This window comes from Tardiphaga sp. GW821-FHT12E02 (assembly GCF_058807155.1).
Map to the genome: position 1 here is coordinate 5,356,708 of NZ_JBXAQK010000001.1, position 16,669 is coordinate 5,373,376.

Here is a 16,669-nt window from a genome sequence, read left to right on the forward strand (position 1 = left end):
TGGGAGAGACGATTGACCGTTCAAGGAAAGACCGCGCGCAAGGGCCCGGACGAAGCAACCATCATCGGCTGGAGCCTGTTCGGGTTCGTACTGGTATCGGCCGTGACGATGATGGGCCTGTATCTCGGATTTCGGCATTGAACCCGCCGCGCGTGATCTGACGATCCCCCGCAAAAGCCCGCCTGGATCATCCGGCGGGCTTTTTCTTGGGCTGAGCGGTTCCGAAATTGGCAAGAGGCCGCCCGGTGTCCGCCGAGCGACCTCTCTATCGGATACCGGCCAGGAAGGCTCCGGTGCCACCGCATGTGCGAGAGGCTGGGCCGACGTGGTTAACAGGGGGTTAATGGCGATGCAGACGCCGAGCTGAGCCAACCACAATCCTGAGCAGAATGGTGTCCAAAAACCTTCGGATCACGAATGCATCAGCCGAGCAGGGTGGGATTAAGAGTCCTCAGTGCTCGTTGACCGCAACGCCGAGCTTGATCAGGCTCAGCGTGCGGTTCGCGGTCTCGCGCAGGCGGCAGTAGCTCGCGCTGCCCCGGTAAATGCCGGGCTCGATCTTATCGAAGACCGCGCAGAAACGATCTCGCGACGCGGCGAAAGTTTCCTGCGAATCCTTGACCGCCTTGATCACGTCGGCGAACCCACCGGCCTGAACCTTCTTGAGCGCCTTGTCGGTTTTCTGCGTCCAGATGGCGAGTTCGCGCGCCGCGCAGGCCTTCCAATTGTCGATGTCGCCATTCACGCCCGCTGCCGCTTTGATGCATGGGTCGGCGACGAGTCCGACGCATGCGCCACCGAAACCACCGGTTTTCTCCGCGGTCTTCAAGCAGGCATCGATCACCGTAACGTCGGCGGGTGCGGGGCCTTGTGCGAAAGCCATCGATGCGAGCGACAGGTTTGCAGCGAGCATCACAGCGGCGAGTGTCAGCTTCATGGGAGACCTCCGTTCGCAACCTTGGTCTTCGAAGGCTCAGCGTTGGTTCACCTGAACGCGGACTATGACGACGGCCTCGATCAAGGCGCGCGCCTGCGCGCCATCAGCAACGCTGACTTCATGCGACTTAGAAGTTGAACAAAAGCCCCGTTAGGATCGACCAAGGTGACATGAAACGTTTTGTCATTTTCCCGGCTCTCTTTCCGCCTCTCGCGTTCTTGAAAGCCGCAGCCACAGCAGCACTCGCTGCAATGTTGGTTATGCGTTTCATGTGGGGAGGATTCGGCGAGCTATGGCCGGTCTTGATGGTTGGGCTTGTCGTGGGCGTCCCGGCCGCCGTGTGTTCGTGGCTCTCAGATACACGACGATCACGCGTGGACTCGCAAGCACAACCAGAAACACGTTGATGGCCGATTTCAGAGATTGATGAGCCCGCCCCATGCAGTTTTTCTTGTATGACATCGTCGCCCGCACCATTGCTGCCTATTTGTGCTTCGACACTTGTCGCACGCTTCACCGCGGTCTTAGCCACGGCAGGTTCGTGCCCTTCGAACCCGACGCAGTGAACTGGATTCTAGACTCATTCAGGGACACAGCTGGACTGACGGTCCATCGGGACATCTCACCGATGCGGTTTTGGATATCTGTCGGGCTAGAAGCGCTGCTTCTCCTCGCCTGTATCTATGTCGCTGTGTTCGGTTGGCCGCAGAGCGGCATTTCATAAAATGCCGCTCGTCGAACAGGATCGCGCCACTCGCGACGGCGTTCATGACCCCAAAACCCGACGCAATCGGCTGCGACCTGAAAGCCGCCATCCACATTAGGAGGTTTTACGGGGAGACCTTACGACGGATCGGGATAAGACGCCAAAAAGGTCAATGATTTCATGGTCGGAGTGGCAGGATTCGAACCTGCGACCCCTGCGTCCCGAACGCAGTGCTCTACCGGGCTGAGCCACACTCCGACAAGAGCCGGCTGTATAGCGACGGGTTTCGCAGACCGCAAGAACCCCTGTATCAAGCAGGCGACATTTTTATTAAGAACCTGCCATGCAAACCGCCCTCACCACCCGGACCATCGACGCCACAGATATCGCGCGGGCAGCTGCCTGTCTGCGCGCGGGCGGGCTGGTGGCGTTTCCGACCGAGACGGTTTACGGGCTCGGCGCCGATGCGGCCAATCCGCGGGCCGTGGCGGGGATCTATGAGGCCAAGGGCCGGCCGTCGTTCAATCCGCTGATCGCCCATGTGGCCGATCTCGAAGCCGCGAAACGGATCGCGCGGTTCGATTCGCGCGCGCTGGCGCTGGCCGAAGCATTCTGGCCGGGGCCGCTGACGCTGGTGCTGCCCAAGGCTGAGGGCTGCCTAGTCTCCGATCTCGCCACCGCAGGGCTGGATACAGTCGCGATCCGGGTGCCGGATCATCCCGTCGCACAGGCGCTGCTGACGGCCTTTGGGGGCGCTGTGGTGGCGCCCTCGGCCAATATTTCCGGCCATGTGTCGCCAACCACCGCCGCCCATGTGAAGGCCGATCTGGATAGCCGTATCGACATGATCGTCGATGGCGGACCGGTGCACGTCGGCGTCGAATCCACGATCGTTGCCTGCTTCGAGCAGCCACTGCTGCTGCGACCAGGCGGACTGCCACGCGAGGCGATCGAGCGCGTGCTCGGCATGGCGCTGGCGCGACCGCCGGAAGATCCCGCAACTGACAATCATCAACCGCTGGCGCCAGGCATGCTGGCCTCGCACTACGCGCCACGCACGCCGGTCAGGTTGATGGCGAGCGATGTGCAGCCCGGCGAGGCACTGCTTGCTTTCGGTCCGTCCTTGCTGCCGGGTATCGAGGACGCAAAGGCCGTTCTGAACCTGTCGAAAGACGGCGATCTCGGGGAAGCCGCCGCCAATCTTTTCGGCTATCTTCGCGCCCTTGACGGCGCAGGCGCCACGGGCATCGCCGTGATGCCGGTGCCGGCTCACGGCCTCGGCGAAGCCATCAACGACCGGCTGCGCCGCGCTGCCGTCTAATCGGATTCAAGATCAAGAAACGCGTTAGGGACTTTCCATGAACTTCATCCCGCCGAAGCCGCAACCGCTCTCGCCCGACATCATTGCCCGCTTCGCCGCTATCGTCGGCGACAAGCAGGCCCTCACCGATCCCGCCGACGTGCATTCCTATGTCACTGAAGAGCGCAACCTGTTCACCGGCACCTCGCCGCTGGTGCTGCGACCGGGCTCGACCGCCGAAGTCGCGGCCATCTGCAAGCTCGCCACCGAGACCCGCACCGCGATTGTGCCTCAAGGTGGCAATACCGGCCTTGTCGGCGGCCAGACGCCCTATGGCGGCGAAGTCGTGCTGTCGCTGAAGCGCATGGACAAGATCCGCGATCTCGACACTTCCTCCAACACCATGACCGCCGAAGCCGGCCTCGTGCTGCAGATCGCCCAGCAACGCGCGGCCGATGCAGACCGCCTGTTCCCGCTGTCGCTCGGCTCCGAGGGCAGCTGCACCATCGGCGGCAACCTTTCCAGCAATGCGGGCGGCACGACCGCACTGGCCTATGGCGTCGCCCGCGAAATGGCGCTCGGGCTCGAAGTCGTGCTCGCCGATGGCCGCATCCTCAACGGCCTGTCCAAGCTGAAAAAGGACAATACCGGCTACGACCTGCGCAACATCTTTATAGGCGCTGAAGGCACACTCGGCATCATCACTGCGGCAACGCTCAAACTATTTCCGAAGCCGCGCGCGGTGGAGACGGCTTTCGTCGGCCTCAAATCGCCGGCCGATGCGCTCAAGCTGCTCGATATCTCGCGCAGTGCCGCGGGTGGCAATCTCACCAGCTTCGAGCTGATCGCGCATATCGCGGTGGATTTCAGTGTCCGCCATGGCATCGGCATCCGTGATCCGCTCACCAGCAAGCATGACTGGTACGTGCTGATGGAGCTGTCGTCCGGCCGCGACGATGCACGCGCCACGCTGGAGTCCATTCTGGAACGTGGCTTCGAAGAGGGGATCGTCGATGACGCCGCCATCGCCGAGAACATGACCCAGCGCCAGGCCTTCTGGAAACTGCGCGAGGAAATCTCGCCGGCGCAGAAGCCTGAGGGTGGCTCCATCAAGCATGATATCTCGGTGCCGGTCGCTGCCGTGCCGGCTTTCATCGCCGAAGCCAGCGCGGCCGTGGTGAAGGTCCTGCCGGGTGCACGCGTGGTACCATTCGGCCATCTCGGCGACGGCAATATCCACTACAATGTCAGTCAACCCGCGGAGACGCTGGGCGACAAGAACGGGCGCGAAGCATTCCTCGCGCGCTGGCACGATGTCAGCGACGTCGTGTTCGAAGTCGTGCTGCGCATGGGTGGCTCGATCTCGGCCGAACACGGCATCGGCCAGCTTAAGGCTGCTGACTTGCCGGCGGTAAAAGATCCCGTCGCCATGGAACTGATGCGCAGCTTCAAGGCGATGCTCGATCCCCTGAACATCCTCAATCCCGGCAAGGTGCTGCTGCCGGTGCAGCCATGAACATCACACCGATTACAGATGCGGATGTCCCTGTCGTCATCGATCTCTGGCAGCGCTGCAATCTCGCGCGGCCGTGGAACGACAGCGGTGCCGATATCGCGCTCGCGCGTCGCGACGAGAATTCCGACATTCTGATCGGCCGCGACGGCGACAGCATCGTCGCCTCGGTGCTGGTCGGCCATGACGGCCATCGTGGCTGGGTCTATTACGTCGCCGTCGATCCCGATCATCAGGGCAAGGATCTCGGCCGCGGCATCATGGCGGCGGCCGAAGATTGGCTGCGCACGCGCGGCATCGAGAAGCTGATGCTGCTGGTGCGCTCCGACAATACGCAGGTGCAGAAGTTTTACGAGAAGCTGGACTATGTCGAGCAGGATCGCGTGCTCTATGCGAAGTGGCTCGATGGACGGCCGATGACGCCTTAACCCGCTCCGCCCCTCATGGTGAGGAGGCGCGTAGCGCCGTCTCGAACATGAGTTGGCCTGGCTCAGAGCCGTGTGGCCATCCCTCGCGACGCCGCTATGCGGCTCCTCAGGATGAGGGCCGGAACAGGCAAAAGCCCGCTCAGAACAACGATCCCTGCCCGTCATCCTCCGGCGGCGCCACGGCCTTGCGAACCTTCTTCCGCTCTGGCTGCTCCGCTTCGCGCATCTCGTCGTCCGAGATCGGCAAAATCAATTGCGGCTCGTCCACCGCAACCCGGCCCACAACCGGTGACACCGGATGCCATGCAAAGGCGCCGTCCGCCGGCGGCACCAGAAACTCCATCACCTCGTCGGCGCGGTCGCTGCGGCAATCCAGCCATTGGTCAAAGTGGTCCGCCGCGATCGTCACCGGCACGCGATGATGCAATACCGACATGCCGGTGGACGCTTCCGCCGTGATGATGGCGACGCTGTCCATCTCCTCGCCATTCGGCCCCATCCAGGTTTCGGCGAGGCCCGCAAAGCCGATCGGGCCGCCCGCGCGCGGATAGATAAAATACGGCTGTTTGCGTCCACCGATGCTTTGCCATTCATAGTAGCCATCGGCCGGAATCAGGCAGCGCCGGCGCCGAATTGCGTGTTTGAACGCTGGCTTTTCTTGCACGGTTTCGGAACGTGCATTAATCAGCAGCGTAAACTTGCGCGGGTCCTTCACCCAGGATGGGACGAAGCCCCAGCGCATCAATCGAAAATGGCGGGCGCCGTTGTCGTGGATGACGACAGGCACAGGTTGGGTTGGGGCAATATTATAGCGCGCCGGGAAATTCGGCTGTTCAAGATAGCCAAATACCTGTCGAAACGCTTCCGGCGCCGATGTAATGACGAACCGTCCACACATTCAGATCGCAATACCTCGACTCTTCAGGTCGTTTTAACCCGAAACGCCAACAGTGGCGACTATGAGCATGACGGCCCTGCAACCCGCCCAAGACGATCGCCTCGATTGGGAGAGCGCCAGCACGGGCCTGCCGGCATCCGCTGAGGTGCTGGCTGCCGCCAATATCAATCCACGCACCGGCCTCGCCACCGATTACCTGAATCACTTCAACGAAGCGATCATGCTGCTCGAGCTGATTCCGGACATGCCGGATTGCTATGAGCTATTCCTGGAATGGCAGCCGCTCAGCTATGCCGAACACTTCATCAAGTCGAATTTCAAGGGCCGCGATCTCGCCATCGCCGCCTATGAAGCCGCCCGCCCCGCTATCCGCAGCGAATTCGATGCGCTGGTCGCGAAGATGACGCAGATCCTGTCCACGGTCGGCGACGCCATGCGCACCGTGCAGCAGGATGCCACGCGCGCCAAACTGGCCGAACAGGCGGCCGGCTGGGTCAAGCCGATGATCGGAACCGCCGGCGGCATCATCAATGGCCGCGACGAGCAATCTGACGTCGATAGCATCATGGCGCAGTAAGGCCGTTCCCGTGTCCCAGCCCACCCATCCGCAGCTCGCCACCAGTGCCGCGATTTTTCGCGACGGCAAAGTTCTGCTGGTCCGCCGCGCCCGCGCGCCCGGCAAAGGCCTGTATTCCCTGCCCGGCGGCCGGGTCGAATTCGGAGAATCGCTGGCCGAAGCGCTGGCGCGGGAGGTGATGGAGGAAACCAACCTCGTGATCGACCTCATCGGCCTGTCGGGCTTTCGCGAGATCCTGCCTCAAAACGGCGTCGGCGGGCATTACCTCGTCATGTCCTTTGCCGCCCGCTGGGTGGAAGGCGAGCCCGAACTGAATGACGAGCTGGACGATTTTGCGTGGGTCGATCCCGCGGATCTCGGCCAATACAAGACCACCGACGGCCTGGCCGCGATCCTCGCCATGGCGCAGGATCTCGCCGGGGGCTGACAGGCTTTACCACCTCTGCGGCTTCGCCTTGCTTCGGCCTCCTCCAGCGGGCATATCAGCCGGGTTCCCGGACCCATCATGCGCAAGCCGTTCCTCACCCTTCTGATGATTGCCGCCCTCGGCGCCACGCCTGCGCTAGCGCAGGACGGCGCGGCGCCGTTCGATGGCGAGTTGCAGCGCATGTCCGAAATTCTCGGCGCTCTGCATTATCTGCGCGGCATCTGCGGCAATAACGAAGGCAACAAGTGGCGCAGCGAGATGCAGGCGCTGGTCGATGCCGAGACCCCCTCCGGCGAGCGCCGCGCCCGCATAATCGCGGCGTTCAATCGCGGCTATAATGGTTTCCAGCAGACCTATCGCAGCTGCACACCGGCGGCGAATACAGCGATCCGCCGCCATGTCGAGGAAGGCGCGCGGATCTCGCGTGACCTGACCGCGAGATATGCCAATTGATGCGCAACATCGACACCATCTTCTTCGATCTCGACGGGACGCTGAGCGATCCCAAACCCGGCATCACGGGCTCAATTCAATATGCGCTCGAAAAGCTGAACATCCCCGTCCCGACGCAGGATGAACTGACCTGGTGCATCGGCCCGCCGCTGCGTGCGAGCTTCGTGGCATTGCTCGGCGGTGAGCAACACGCCGATCGCGGCGTCGAGCTCTATCGCGAGCGTTTTGGCACCATCGGCCTGTTCGAGAACACGCTGTATGACGGCATCGTCCCGTTACTGGCGGCGCTGCATGGGTCTGGCCGCAAACTCTATGTCGCCACCAGCAAGCCGCATGTGTTTGCCGATCGCATCATCGATCACTTCGCACTGCGTCAATATTTTACCCGCGTGTTCGGCTCGGAGCTGGATGGCACGCGTGTCGATAAAAGCGATCTGCTGCGTTTTGCGCTGGATGAAACGGACACCGATCCGGCCCGCGCGATCATGATCGGCGACCGCAAGCATGACGTGATCGGCGCTGCGAACAATGGTATCCCGGCGATCGGCGTGATCTACGGCTATGGCGGACGCAGCGAGCTGACCGAGGCCGGTGCGAAGCATCTGGCAACGACGCCGGCGGAGATTGCGGGATTTATCGACTGAGCTGCTGCCTACCCCGCCCCTCATCCTGAGGAGCGCACATCGCGCGCGTCTCGAAGGATGGCCAAGAGCTCATTCTGAGCCTTGCCAACTCATGGTTCGAGACGGCGCTTCGCGCCTCCTCACCATGAGGGCGGGGATAGCCTAATGCTTCCCCGCGCCCATATATCCGAACAGGAAGCCCGCCACCTTGCGCTTCTGGATTTCCTCGCTGCCTTCGGTGATGCGATAGCGGCGATGATGGCGATAGATGTGCTCGAACGGCTTGTGGCGCGAATAGCCCATGCCGCCATGGACTTGCATCGCGCGATCGGCGGACTCGCAGCACAGCCGGTTGGCCCAGTAGTTACACATGGACACCTTGTCCGACAGCGTATGCTCGACCTGCGCCTGCGTCAGCTGATCCATCTCCCACGCCGTCTTGCGGATCAGGAGACGGAGCATCTCGGCCTGCGTGGCCAGTTCGACCAGCGGAAACTGGATACCCTGATTGCGCGCCAGCTCCTCGCCGAACGGTTTTCGCTCGCGCGCATACTTTACGCTCTCATTGATGCAATAGACCGCGGCGCCGAGTGAGCTGGCTGCCTGCCGAATGCGGTTCTCATGCACGAAGCATTGCGCCAGTGAGAGGCCCCGCCCGATCTCGCCGAACAGCGCATCCTCCGGCACGAACACATCGGTGAACGACACCCGCGGATGATCCGTCGGCATGTTGAAGGTCCACATATATTCCTCGACCTTCACGCCCGGAGTCTTCGCCGGGACCAGGAAACAGGTGATGCCGCGTGCGTCGCCATCGTTGCCCGAAGTGCGTGCGAACACCGAGCAATGCGTGGCCACATGCATGCCCGTGGTCCACATCTTCTCGCCATTGATGAGCCAGCCCTTGACGCCATCGCGCGTGGTCTCAACCGCCGTGGTCTCCATATGCGTGGCATCGGAGCCATGCTCGGGTTCTGTGAGGCCAAAGGTGATGCGATATTTGCCTGTGATGGAGCCTTCGATCATCTCCTTCTGATCATCGCGCCCGTAGCGATCCAGCATTGTCACCAGCGGCAGATTGCCGACGATGGAGTGCTCGTTCTGCAGATCGTTGTGCAGGCCAAGCCCCTTCGCAGCAAAGTGCTCGCGAATGACAGCCATCCAGAGATTGCTGCCATCCTTGCCGCCATAGCGTTTCGGGATCGCGAAGCGCAGATGCCCGGCTGCATCGGCCCGGTTCTTGGCTTCGCGCAGCAGCTTCTCCCATTCATGACGCGGCAGGCCACCATTGTCGAAATCGGTGCGCGCCCATTCCCGGCGGTGATCGAAGAAACGGATATTGTCATCCTGCGCTTCGAGCGGCTTGATCTCGCGCACGATGAAAGCATCGAGTTCGGCGAGATAGGCGACCAGATCGGCCGGCAAGGAGAAATCCACGGCGCTGCTCCCGATGTTTTTGTCGAGCTTTGTTGCTCTTGTTAATCGAGCGATTAAGATGGCATCGCCCGGTCAAGTCAAGCGCGGCAACTCCACGCTTATTCTGCGCAACGAAAAACACTGCAACAATGGGAGGCCACAATGGCCCTGCAATTCTCCACCGTCACCCGCAAGGGCCCGATCACCATCGTCACGCTGTCGCGCCCGGAAGTGTACAACGCACTGCACACTGACGCGCATAACGAGTTGCATGAGGTGTTCAACGATTTCGCCAATGATCCCGAGCAGTGGGTGGCCGTCGTCACCGGCGCCGGCGACAAAGCGTTTTGCGCCGGCAACGATCTGAAATGGCAGGCCGCCGGCGGCAAGCGCGGCTGGAATACGTCGGGCTTCGCCGGCCTCACCGCGCGTTTCGATTGCGACAAGCCGATTATCGCCGCCGTGAACGGCGTCGCCATGGGCGGCGGGTTCGAGATCGCGCTGGCCTGCGACCTCATCATCGCTGCGGACAACGCGACTTTCGCACTGCCTGAGCCGCGCGTTGGCCTCGCGGCACTCGCTGGCGGCCTGCAGCGCCTGCCGCGCCAGATCGGCATGAAGCGTGCCATGGGCATGATCCTCACGGCGCGCCATGTGAAGGCGCAGGAAGGCTATGAACTCGGCTTCGTGAATGAAGTGGTGCCGCAGGGTGAAGCGTTGAACGCTGCTTTGCGCTGGGCCGAGACGATCTGCCAGAACTCGCCGATGTCGATCCGCGCCTCGAAACAGGCGATCCAGAAGGGCATGGCGGTATCGCTCGAACAGGCGATCACCGAACAGCGCGAGTATCCGGCCGTGAAGGCGATGGCGGCTTCGGAGGACTATGTGGAAGGCCCGAAGGCATTTTCGGAGAAGCGCAAGCCGAACTGGAAGGGGAAGTAGTTTCCTCCGTCATTGCGAGAAGCAAAGCGACGAAGCAATCCAGCGCTTGGCTTTCTGGATTGCTTCGCTGCGCTCGCAATGACGAGCTATTCCGTCTCTCTCTTGTACGCCGCGTAACCAGGCTGATCGACTTCGAGCTTTGCCAGCGTCGTCTGCCAGAGATGGTCTTTGAGACCAGCGGACGCCAGATCGAGATTGCCGCTGCGAATGCCATCGGCGAGGTCGCGGTTCAGCTCACCCAGCTCGCCATGGACACCGAGCAGCATCGTGAGACTGTGCAGTTCGGCTGCGTCGCTATCGCCCGACAGCGTCAATTGCCGCGTCACGAGATCCAGCGCATTGATCGCCACGCGCAGCTTGAAGCCGGCATGCCCGGAAATCTGCGGCGCGATGTCATTGCGCAGAAAATCCGCGACGGCCTTCACGAGTTCATCGGGCCTCGGTTCGTCCTGCATGATTCAGCTCCTCGGCGCCAGCAAACGTAACAGATCAATCTCGGTCTCCGACGACCGCCGCCCGATCATCGCACGCTCCATCGAATGATCCGGCCCGAGCCGAAACCGCTGCATCATGCCGACGCACATCACGCCCCAGCGTAGCGTGCCCATCACTTCCCAAAACTTTACACGCGCCGCATCGACCTTGATGCCGCTCGCACTCTCATAGCCCGCGAACAAATCCTGATAGGTACCGAAGCCGCCAACGGGTTTATCGATTCCGCCGAAGCGCCAGGAGTTGACGCAGATCCAGCCGAGATCCTCCATGGGATCGCCGAGATGGGCGAGTTCCCAGTCAAGCACCGCGCGCACGCCGTCTGCGCCGATCATCAGATTGCCGTGGCGGAAGTCGCCATGCACCAGCGTGGTGCGCGCGGATGGGCCGGGGTCGTTGTCGCGCAGCCAGCGCAAAGCTAATTCGAAAACGGGCCGCGGCCAGCCGAAATTATCGATCTCCTGCTGGAGTTCAGCGATTTCCGTTGCGGCATCCATGCGCCGGAGTTGCGGCAATGCAGAGGCAGGCAATCCGTGGATGCCGGCAAGAATTTCTCCACATTGCCGGGCCAGTCTTGGTCGCGCTGACGCGAATTCATCATCGCGGAGAATCTTGCGCGGAATCGTTTCACCAGCGACTCGCTGCATGATGAAACCGGTGCCGAGTTCATCGGCTGCATCCAGAACATGCAGCACCCTTGGCGACGGCACGCCTGCGTCATAGGCCAGTTGCATCAGCACGGCTTCGGCATCGAGCCCCGCGGCCCGGCCCGGTGCTGCGCCATAGCCCGGCGGCGCGCGGCGCACGATCGCGCCAATAACGCCATTGGGATGCGTGATGTCGAATGACCACGTCTCCTGGCTGGCGCCGCCGGACAAACGCGTCGCATCCGCCACGCCGGTGGCGCCTTGGCACCATGACGTGACGCTGCGCGACAGCAGCTCAGCGACTGATGCTGAGCTCAAGGCTTACTTGCCCGTGAATTTTGCGGGCCGCTTTTCCAGGAAGGCCGCAACGCCTTCCTTGAAGTCCGGTGAATTGCCGGCGATGCGCTGCGACTTCACTTCGAGATTGATCTGATCCTCGAACGAATTCTGCGGGCTCTCCCAATACAGGGTGCGGATCAGCGACAACGCCACCGTCGGACCATTGGCGAGATCGTGGGCGAGCTTCATGGCTTCTTCCATCAGTACCGCATCGTCATAGACGCGGTTGACGAGGCCCCATTCCAGCGCTTTCTCAGCCGGCAGCTTTTCGCCGAGCAGCGACAGTTCGACCGAACGCGCCTTGCCGATCAGGCGCGGCAGGATCCAGGTCGAGCCGCAATCCGGCACCAGGCCGATGCGGCGGAACGCCTGCAGGAAGTAAGACGACTTCGCACACAGAATGAGATCGCCCATCAGCGCGAAGCTCATGCCGGCGCCGGCGGCGGGGCCGTTCACCGCGGTGATGATGGGGCAATGCAAGCCTTGCAGTTTGCGCAGGAACGGATGGAAGGCGGTCTCCAGCGAGGCGCCGGCGCCATTGCGTTTCGTCACGCTGTTGTTGCGGCCCTGCAGATTGGCGCCGGTGCAGAAGGCACGGCCAGCGCCGGTGATGACCAGGCAGCGCACATCGTCGCGGCGTTCGTCGATTTCCGCCAGCGCCTCGGCAAGACCGCCGAGCATGTCCATGGACACGGCATTCATCACCTCCTGATGATCGAGCTTCAGGATGGCGACATTGCCGTCGAAATCGAGCGTGACGTGTTTGAACTGCATGGTTTCCTCGCGAGGTGGTCCGCGTGTTTATTCCGCGGTGTGGGCGCTATCAGATGTCGGCCGGCATATTTGATTTTTCAGGCGCGCTTGTCCATGCTTCCGATTGGAAAGCTGATCAACCAAGGATGCAGGCATAACCTGCGCCACACGAGGAAATACCCATGAGCAACATCTTCGATCTCTCGGGCCGCGTGGCGGTCGTCACCGGCGGCAATGGCGGTATCGGCCTCGGCATCGCGCAGGCGCTGGCCGCCGCCGGCTGCAATGTCGCGATCTGGAGCCGCAATGCCGAAAAGAACAAGGCCGCAGCCGCAAGCCTCGATGGCCTTGCTGGCAAGGTACAGACGCAGATCTGCGACGTCACCGACACCGCCTCGGTGAAGGCCGCGATGGATGCGACGCTAAAAACCTTCGGCCGCGTCGATGGCTGTTTCGCAAATGCCGGCATCGGCGGCGGCGGTCGGCACAATTTTATCGATCGCACCGAGGAACAGTGGCGGACCATGTTCGCGACCAATCTGGATGGCGTCTTCCATGCCTTCCAGGTTGCGGCGCGGCACATGACCGAACGCGCGGAGGCGGGCGACAAATTCGGCCGGCTGGTGGCGACGTCGAGCCTCGCCTCGATCTTCGGTACCGCGCGCAACGAGCATTATGCGGCGACCAAGGCGGCGATCAATGCGCTGGTGCGTGCGCTGGCTGTCGAGCTGGCGCGTCAGGGCGTGACGGCCAATGCGATCCTGCCCGGCTGGATCAAGAGCGACATGACGGCGGGCATCATGGGCAATGACAAGTTCGTCGCCAATGTAATGCCGCGCATCCCGACACGCCGCTTCGGCGAACCGTCCGATTTCGGCGGCATCGCGGTGTATCTGATGAGCAAGGCGTCGTCGTATCACACCGCGGATACGTTCGTGATCGATGGCGGGTATACGGCGTTTTGATACACACCGTCATGCCCGGCCCTGTGCCGGGCATCCACGCCTTTGGTGCTCGGGAAAAACGACGTGGATGGCCGGGACAAGCCCGGCCATGACGGAGTTTATAGTGCGTCGGCTGCGACTTTAGGCGCTGCTACAGCTCCCATCTCAAATCCCTCATATCCCTTCGCCGCCACCTCGTCGCAGATCTTTCGATAGACGCCGACGCCGCCGATATAGGGCATGAAGATGCGGGGCTTGCCGGGGACATTGGCACCCATGTACCAGCTATTGGCCTGCGGATAGAGCGTCGCCGACGCCACCTCATTGACGTGATCGACCCATTTGTCTTCGGCCGCGCGCGTCGCTTCGATGGTCTCGGCACCGCGCTTGCGCATGGATGCGAGGCAATCGGTGATCCAGTCCACATGCTGCTCGATGGAGACCAGCATGTTCGACAGCACCGATGGCGAGCCTGGACCTGTGATGATGAACAGGTTCGGGAAGCCCGCGCTCATCAGGCCGAGATAGGTGCGCGGGCCTTCCGCCCATTTGTCGTTCAGCGCCTGACCATGGCGGCCGCGGATGTCGATCTTGGCGACGGAGCCCGTCATCGCATCGAAGCCCGTGGCGAGAACGAGTGCATCCACTTCATAATCCTTGCCGCCAGAGCGCACGGCATGCGGCAGGATCTCCTCGATGGGATGGGTCTTGATATCGACCAGCTTCACATTCGGCCGATTGAAGGTCGCGTAGTAGTCGGTATCGACGCAGATGCGCTTGGTGCCGACAGGATGGCTGTTGGGCTGCAGCAGCCGGGCCGTCTCGGGATCCTCGACGATATCGGCGATCTTGTCGCGGATGAAACCGGCGGCGGTGTCATTGGCTGACAGATCGAGGCCGAGATTGTTATAGACGCCCATGAATGTGAGACCGCCCGACGTCCAGCGCGCCTGATATTTTTCGCGTCGCGTGTCCTCGGGATCATCCAGCGCGCCACGATCGGGCACCGGCTGATAGATGCCGTTCTTCATCTCCTCGCGCGCAACACGGCGGATCTCCGCGTAGTTGTCGCGAAACTTCTGCCGCTCGGCATCGGTGAGTTTTGCGTTGCGCGCTGGCACGCTGAAATTGGCGGTGCGCTGGAACACATAAAGCTGTTCGGCCTGATCGGCGATGATGGGAATCGACTGGATCGCCGACGAACCGGTGCCGATCACGCCGACACGCAGGCCGGTGAAATCCACCGGCTCATGCGGCCAGCTCCCGGTGTGATAGACCTTGCCCTTGAAATCCTTCAGGCCCTTGAAATCCGGCGAACGCGCATTGGACAGGCAGCCGGTGGCGAGCACGACATGTTGCGCGACGATGCTCGCGCCATCTGATGTTTTCACCGTCCAGCGATTGCTGTGCTCATCGAAGTCAGCGGATTCGACGCGGGTGTTGAAGGTGATGTCGCGGCGCAGATCGTAGCGCTCGGCGACATGGCTGGCATAGCTGAGAATCTCGGGCTGCGGTGCGTAGCGCTCGCTCCAGTCCCAGCTTTGTTGCAGGTCGTCATCAAACGAGAACGAATACTGCATGCTTTCGACGTCACAGCGCGCGCCGGGATACCTGTTCCAGTACCAGGTGCCACCGACATCGCCGCCCTGCTCGAACACTTTCACGGTGAGACCGAGGCCACGGAGCTTGTGCAGCAGATAGAGACCGGAGAAACCGGCACCGACGACCACGACATCAGTCTGTGCTACGTGGGCTCTGCGGGTTTGGACGGATTGCGGCTGCGCTGCGGCCATCATTTCACTCCCGGATTTTTTGCTTTGCTTGTTGTCCGCAGCATTTCCCGTGAGACGCGAAAGCGCAAGGATGAAATGGGAAGGGTATTTTGCGAGGCGGAATGCATGGACTGGATGGCGCCTTATGTTCCAACTGTCATCCCCGCGAAAGCGGGGATCCAGTAGACACTGCAGGATGAGCTTCGTCTCAACTGACGCCGTTTACTGGATCACCCGCTTTCGCGGGTGATGACAAGAGAGTTTGCGTCATCCCTCTCATCCGCTAGCCTCCCCATCAACGCCGCCATATCAAGCGGCCATTCGGGAGACGCCCATGAAATCCCTCATCTGCGACATGCTCGGGATCGATTTCCCCCTGCTCGCTTTCAGCCATTGCCGCGATGTCGTCGCCGCCGTCAGCCGCGCTGGTGGCTTCGGTGTGCTCGGCGCCACCGCACATTCGCCGGAAACGCTGGAGCAGGAGTTGAAATGGATCGACGATCATGTCGATGGCAAGCCTTACGGCATCGATGTGCTGATCCCGGAAAACATCTCCACATCGGGCGAGAAACACGTTACCTGGAAATCGCTGGAAAGCCGCATCACGCCCGCGCATCGCGATTTCACCAAAGGCCTGCTGAAGAAATACGGCGTCGATCTCAGGATCACCGATGTCTCTGCCGATCAGCCGCAGCCTTTCGATGGCGAGACGGCACTGCGCCTGCTCGATGTCTCGTTCCGGCATCCGATCCGCCTGATCGCCAATGCGCTCGGCGTGCCGCCGAAGGCAATGATCGAGATGGGCAAGGCGCATGGCGTTCCGGTGGCGGCGCTGGTGGGCGCCAAGGAACATGCGATCCGGCAGGTCGCCGCGGGCGTGGATATTCTCGTCGCGCAAGGCACCGAGGCCGGTGGTCATTGCGGCGAGGTCTCGACCATGGTGCTGGTGCCGGAGGTGATCAAGGTGATCAAGCCGATCCGCGATGTGCCGGTGCTGGCAGCCGGCGGCATCATGACGGGCAGGCAGATGGCCGCCTGCATGGCCATGGGCGCGGCCGGCGCGTGGACCGGCTCGGTGTGGCTGGCGACCACGGAATCGGAGACATCCGAGATTTTCCGCGAGAAGATGATTGCTGCGTCCTCGCGCGATGCGATCCGCTCCAAGGGACGCACGGGCAAGCCGGCGCGGCAGCTACGCTCGGTATGGACCGACGCCTGGGATCGCGGGCCGGACAGCCCCGGCCCACTGCCGATGCCGCTGCAGAGCCTGATCAGCCGTGATGCCTTTGCGTCGATCGATCGATCCGCCGCAGCCGGCAATGCGCAGGCGCGCGATCTGGTCAGCTATTTCGTCGGCCAGGGCGTCGGGCTGATTGACAGCGTCAAGTCTGCGGGGGCAGTTGTGCAGGAGTTCAAGGAGGACTTTGCCGAGGCGGCGGAGTGCTTGAATGGGCTGGTGAGTGAATAAACGCAGCCCTCATGGTGAGGAGCGCGCCTCTTGC

19 protein-coding genes and 1 tRNA gene are annotated in these 16,669 nt (G+C 62.0%); 11 read left to right on the forward strand and 9 right to left on the reverse strand.

Going from position 1 to position 16,669, the window contains the following annotated elements:
* Positions 1–12 precede the first annotated feature (12 nt).
* Positions 13–141: a hypothetical protein gene (locus tag AC1RQ5_RS25165; RefSeq protein WP_398479859.1), complete on the forward strand. Its 129-nt coding sequence runs from the start codon at positions 13–15 to the stop codon at positions 139–141.
* 310 nt (positions 142–451) lie between these two features.
* Here AC1RQ5_RS25165 and AC1RQ5_RS25170 read toward each other — a convergent pair whose 3' ends face one another.
* The 3 genes from AC1RQ5_RS25170 to AC1RQ5_RS25180 form a co-directional block, all read right to left on the reverse strand.
* Positions 452–829: a lysozyme inhibitor LprI family protein gene (locus AC1RQ5_RS25170; RefSeq protein ID WP_493202611.1), complete on the reverse strand. Its 378-nt coding sequence runs from the start codon at positions 827–829 to the stop codon at positions 452–454.
* A 235-nt stretch (positions 830–1,064) separates the two neighbouring features.
* Entirely contained in the window at positions 1,065–1,469 is a 405-nt protein-coding gene (locus AC1RQ5_RS25175; protein WP_493202612.1) for a hypothetical protein, read from the reverse strand.
* Positions 1,470–1,824: 355 nt separating this feature from the next.
* Positions 1,825–1,901 (reverse strand) — tRNA-Pro (locus AC1RQ5_RS25180).
* 85 nt (positions 1,902–1,986) lie between these two features.
* Between AC1RQ5_RS25180 and AC1RQ5_RS25185 the strand changes: the two genes are divergently transcribed.
* The 3 genes from AC1RQ5_RS25185 to AC1RQ5_RS25195 are packed head-to-tail and all read left to right on the forward strand — an operon-like array spanning position 1,987 to position 4,884.
* Positions 1,987–2,964, forward strand: a complete 978-nt coding sequence (locus tag AC1RQ5_RS25185; RefSeq protein WP_493202614.1) for an L-threonylcarbamoyladenylate synthase — start codon at positions 1,987–1,989, stop codon at positions 2,962–2,964.
* 37 nt (positions 2,965–3,001) lie between these two features.
* Positions 3,002–4,459, forward strand: a complete 1,458-nt coding sequence (locus AC1RQ5_RS25190; RefSeq protein ID WP_493202616.1) for an FAD-binding oxidoreductase — start codon at positions 3,002–3,004, stop codon at positions 4,457–4,459.
* Entirely contained in the window at positions 4,456–4,884 is a 429-nt protein-coding gene (locus AC1RQ5_RS25195; protein ID WP_398479851.1) for a GNAT family acetyltransferase, read from the forward strand. Before AC1RQ5_RS25190 ends, AC1RQ5_RS25195 begins: the two co-directional genes overlap by 4 nt.
* A 139-nt stretch (positions 4,885–5,023) precedes the next feature.
* Here AC1RQ5_RS25195 and AC1RQ5_RS25200 read toward each other — a convergent pair whose 3' ends face one another.
* Positions 5,024–5,782 carry an SOS response-associated peptidase gene (locus AC1RQ5_RS25200; protein WP_493202618.1) on the reverse strand — a complete coding sequence of 253 codons (759 nt, stop codon included), beginning with the start codon at positions 5,780–5,782 and terminating at the stop codon, positions 5,024–5,026.
* Positions 5,783–5,843: 61 nt separating this feature from the next.
* Here AC1RQ5_RS25200 and AC1RQ5_RS25205 point away from each other — a divergent pair, with 61 nt between their 5' ends.
* From AC1RQ5_RS25205 to AC1RQ5_RS25220, 4 genes are all read left to right on the forward strand, one after another.
* Positions 5,844–6,359: a hypothetical protein gene (locus tag AC1RQ5_RS25205; RefSeq protein WP_398479847.1), complete on the forward strand. Its 516-nt coding sequence runs from the start codon at positions 5,844–5,846 to the stop codon at positions 6,357–6,359.
* Positions 6,313–6,786, forward strand: a complete 474-nt coding sequence (locus AC1RQ5_RS25210) for an NUDIX hydrolase (protein ID WP_493202621.1) — start codon at positions 6,313–6,315, stop codon at positions 6,784–6,786. The genes AC1RQ5_RS25205 and AC1RQ5_RS25210 overlap by 47 nt, the downstream gene beginning before the upstream one ends.
* A 78-nt stretch (positions 6,787–6,864) precedes the next feature.
* Positions 6,865–7,239 carry a TIGR02301 family protein gene (locus tag AC1RQ5_RS25215; RefSeq protein ID WP_493202622.1) on the forward strand — a complete coding sequence of 125 codons (375 nt, stop codon included), beginning with the start codon at positions 6,865–6,867 and terminating at the stop codon, positions 7,237–7,239.
* Between the two features lie 8 nt (positions 7,240–7,247).
* Complete coding sequence (locus AC1RQ5_RS25220) at positions 7,248–7,883, forward strand: HAD family hydrolase (RefSeq protein ID WP_493203562.1); 636 nt, start codon at positions 7,248–7,250, stop codon at positions 7,881–7,883.
* A 141-nt stretch (positions 7,884–8,024) separates the two neighbouring features.
* On the opposite strand, the gene AC1RQ5_RS25225 is transcribed toward AC1RQ5_RS25220, so the two are convergent.
* Positions 8,025–9,299, reverse strand: coding sequence for an acyl-CoA dehydrogenase family protein (locus tag AC1RQ5_RS25225; RefSeq protein ID WP_493202624.1), 1,275 nt, complete (start codon positions 9,297–9,299; stop codon positions 8,025–8,027).
* 141 nt (positions 9,300–9,440) lie between these two features.
* Here AC1RQ5_RS25225 and AC1RQ5_RS25230 point away from each other — a divergent pair, with 141 nt between their 5' ends.
* Complete coding sequence (locus tag AC1RQ5_RS25230) at positions 9,441–10,220, forward strand: enoyl-CoA hydratase-related protein (RefSeq protein WP_398479839.1); 780 nt, start codon at positions 9,441–9,443, stop codon at positions 10,218–10,220.
* An 86-nt stretch (positions 10,221–10,306) separates the two neighbouring features.
* Here the strand turns inward: AC1RQ5_RS25230 and AC1RQ5_RS25235 are convergent, their stop codons facing one another.
* From AC1RQ5_RS25235 to AC1RQ5_RS25245, 3 genes are read right to left on the reverse strand one after another with little or no spacing between them, the layout of a single operon-like run.
* Positions 10,307–10,675 (reverse strand): DUF6285 domain-containing protein, encoded by a 369-nt coding sequence (locus AC1RQ5_RS25235; protein WP_493202626.1) that lies wholly within the window; start codon positions 10,673–10,675, stop codon positions 10,307–10,309.
* A 3-nt stretch (positions 10,676–10,678) separates the two neighbouring features.
* Complete coding sequence (locus tag AC1RQ5_RS25240) at positions 10,679–11,677, reverse strand: phosphotransferase family protein (protein ID WP_493202628.1); 999 nt, start codon at positions 11,675–11,677, stop codon at positions 10,679–10,681.
* Between the two features lie 3 nt (positions 11,678–11,680).
* The gene (locus tag AC1RQ5_RS25245) at positions 11,681–12,472 is read right to left on the reverse strand and encodes an enoyl-CoA hydratase/isomerase (RefSeq protein WP_398479833.1); all 792 of its coding nucleotides are present in this window, start codon (positions 12,470–12,472) and stop codon (positions 11,681–11,683) included.
* Between the two features lie 161 nt (positions 12,473–12,633).
* Between AC1RQ5_RS25245 and AC1RQ5_RS25250 the strand changes: the two genes are divergently transcribed.
* Positions 12,634–13,416 carry an SDR family NAD(P)-dependent oxidoreductase gene (locus tag AC1RQ5_RS25250; RefSeq protein WP_398479831.1) on the forward strand — a complete coding sequence of 261 codons (783 nt, stop codon included), beginning with the start codon at positions 12,634–12,636 and terminating at the stop codon, positions 13,414–13,416.
* Positions 13,417–13,514: 98 nt separating this feature from the next.
* Here the strand turns inward: AC1RQ5_RS25250 and AC1RQ5_RS25255 are convergent, their stop codons facing one another.
* Positions 13,515–15,188, reverse strand: a complete 1,674-nt coding sequence (locus AC1RQ5_RS25255; protein WP_493202630.1) for a flavin-containing monooxygenase — start codon at positions 15,186–15,188, stop codon at positions 13,515–13,517.
* Between the two features lie 313 nt (positions 15,189–15,501).
* Here AC1RQ5_RS25255 and AC1RQ5_RS25260 point away from each other — a divergent pair, with 313 nt between their 5' ends.
* A complete protein-coding gene (locus AC1RQ5_RS25260) occupies positions 15,502–16,635 on the forward strand; it encodes a nitronate monooxygenase (protein ID WP_493202632.1) in 1,134 nt (377 codons plus the stop codon).
* Positions 16,636–16,669 lie beyond the last annotated feature (34 nt).

Coding starts and splice junctions, on each gene's coding strand:
- AC1RQ5_RS25185 (WP_493202614.1), top strand. CDS start 1,987: ATGCAAACCGCCCTCACCACCCGGACCATCGACGCCACAGATATCGCG.
- AC1RQ5_RS25250 (WP_398479831.1), top strand. CDS start 12,634: ATGAGCAACATCTTCGATCTCTCGGGCCGCGTGGCGGTCGTCACCGGC.
- AC1RQ5_RS25200 (WP_493202618.1), bottom strand. CDS start 5,782: ATGTGTGGACGGTTCGTCATTACATCGGCGCCGGAAGCGTTTCGACAG.
- AC1RQ5_RS25195 (WP_398479851.1), top strand. CDS start 4,456: ATGAACATCACACCGATTACAGATGCGGATGTCCCTGTCGTCATCGAT.
- AC1RQ5_RS25260 (WP_493202632.1), top strand. CDS start 15,502: ATGAAATCCCTCATCTGCGACATGCTCGGGATCGATTTCCCCCTGCTC.
- AC1RQ5_RS25235 (WP_493202626.1), bottom strand. CDS start 10,675: ATGCAGGACGAACCGAGGCCCGATGAACTCGTGAAGGCCGTCGCGGAT.
- AC1RQ5_RS25230 (WP_398479839.1), top strand. CDS start 9,441: ATGGCCCTGCAATTCTCCACCGTCACCCGCAAGGGCCCGATCACCATC.
- AC1RQ5_RS25205 (WP_398479847.1), top strand. CDS start 5,844: ATGAGCATGACGGCCCTGCAACCCGCCCAAGACGATCGCCTCGATTGG.
- AC1RQ5_RS25215 (WP_493202622.1), top strand. CDS start 6,865: ATGCGCAAGCCGTTCCTCACCCTTCTGATGATTGCCGCCCTCGGCGCC.
- AC1RQ5_RS25190 (WP_493202616.1), top strand. CDS start 3,002: ATGAACTTCATCCCGCCGAAGCCGCAACCGCTCTCGCCCGACATCATT.
- AC1RQ5_RS25255 (WP_493202630.1), bottom strand. CDS start 15,188: ATGGCCGCAGCGCAGCCGCAATCCGTCCAAACCCGCAGAGCCCACGTA.
- AC1RQ5_RS25210 (WP_493202621.1), top strand. CDS start 6,313: ATGGCCGCGACGAGCAATCTGACGTCGATAGCATCATGGCGCAGTAAG.
- AC1RQ5_RS25245 (WP_398479833.1), bottom strand. CDS start 12,472: ATGCAGTTCAAACACGTCACGCTCGATTTCGACGGCAATGTCGCCATC.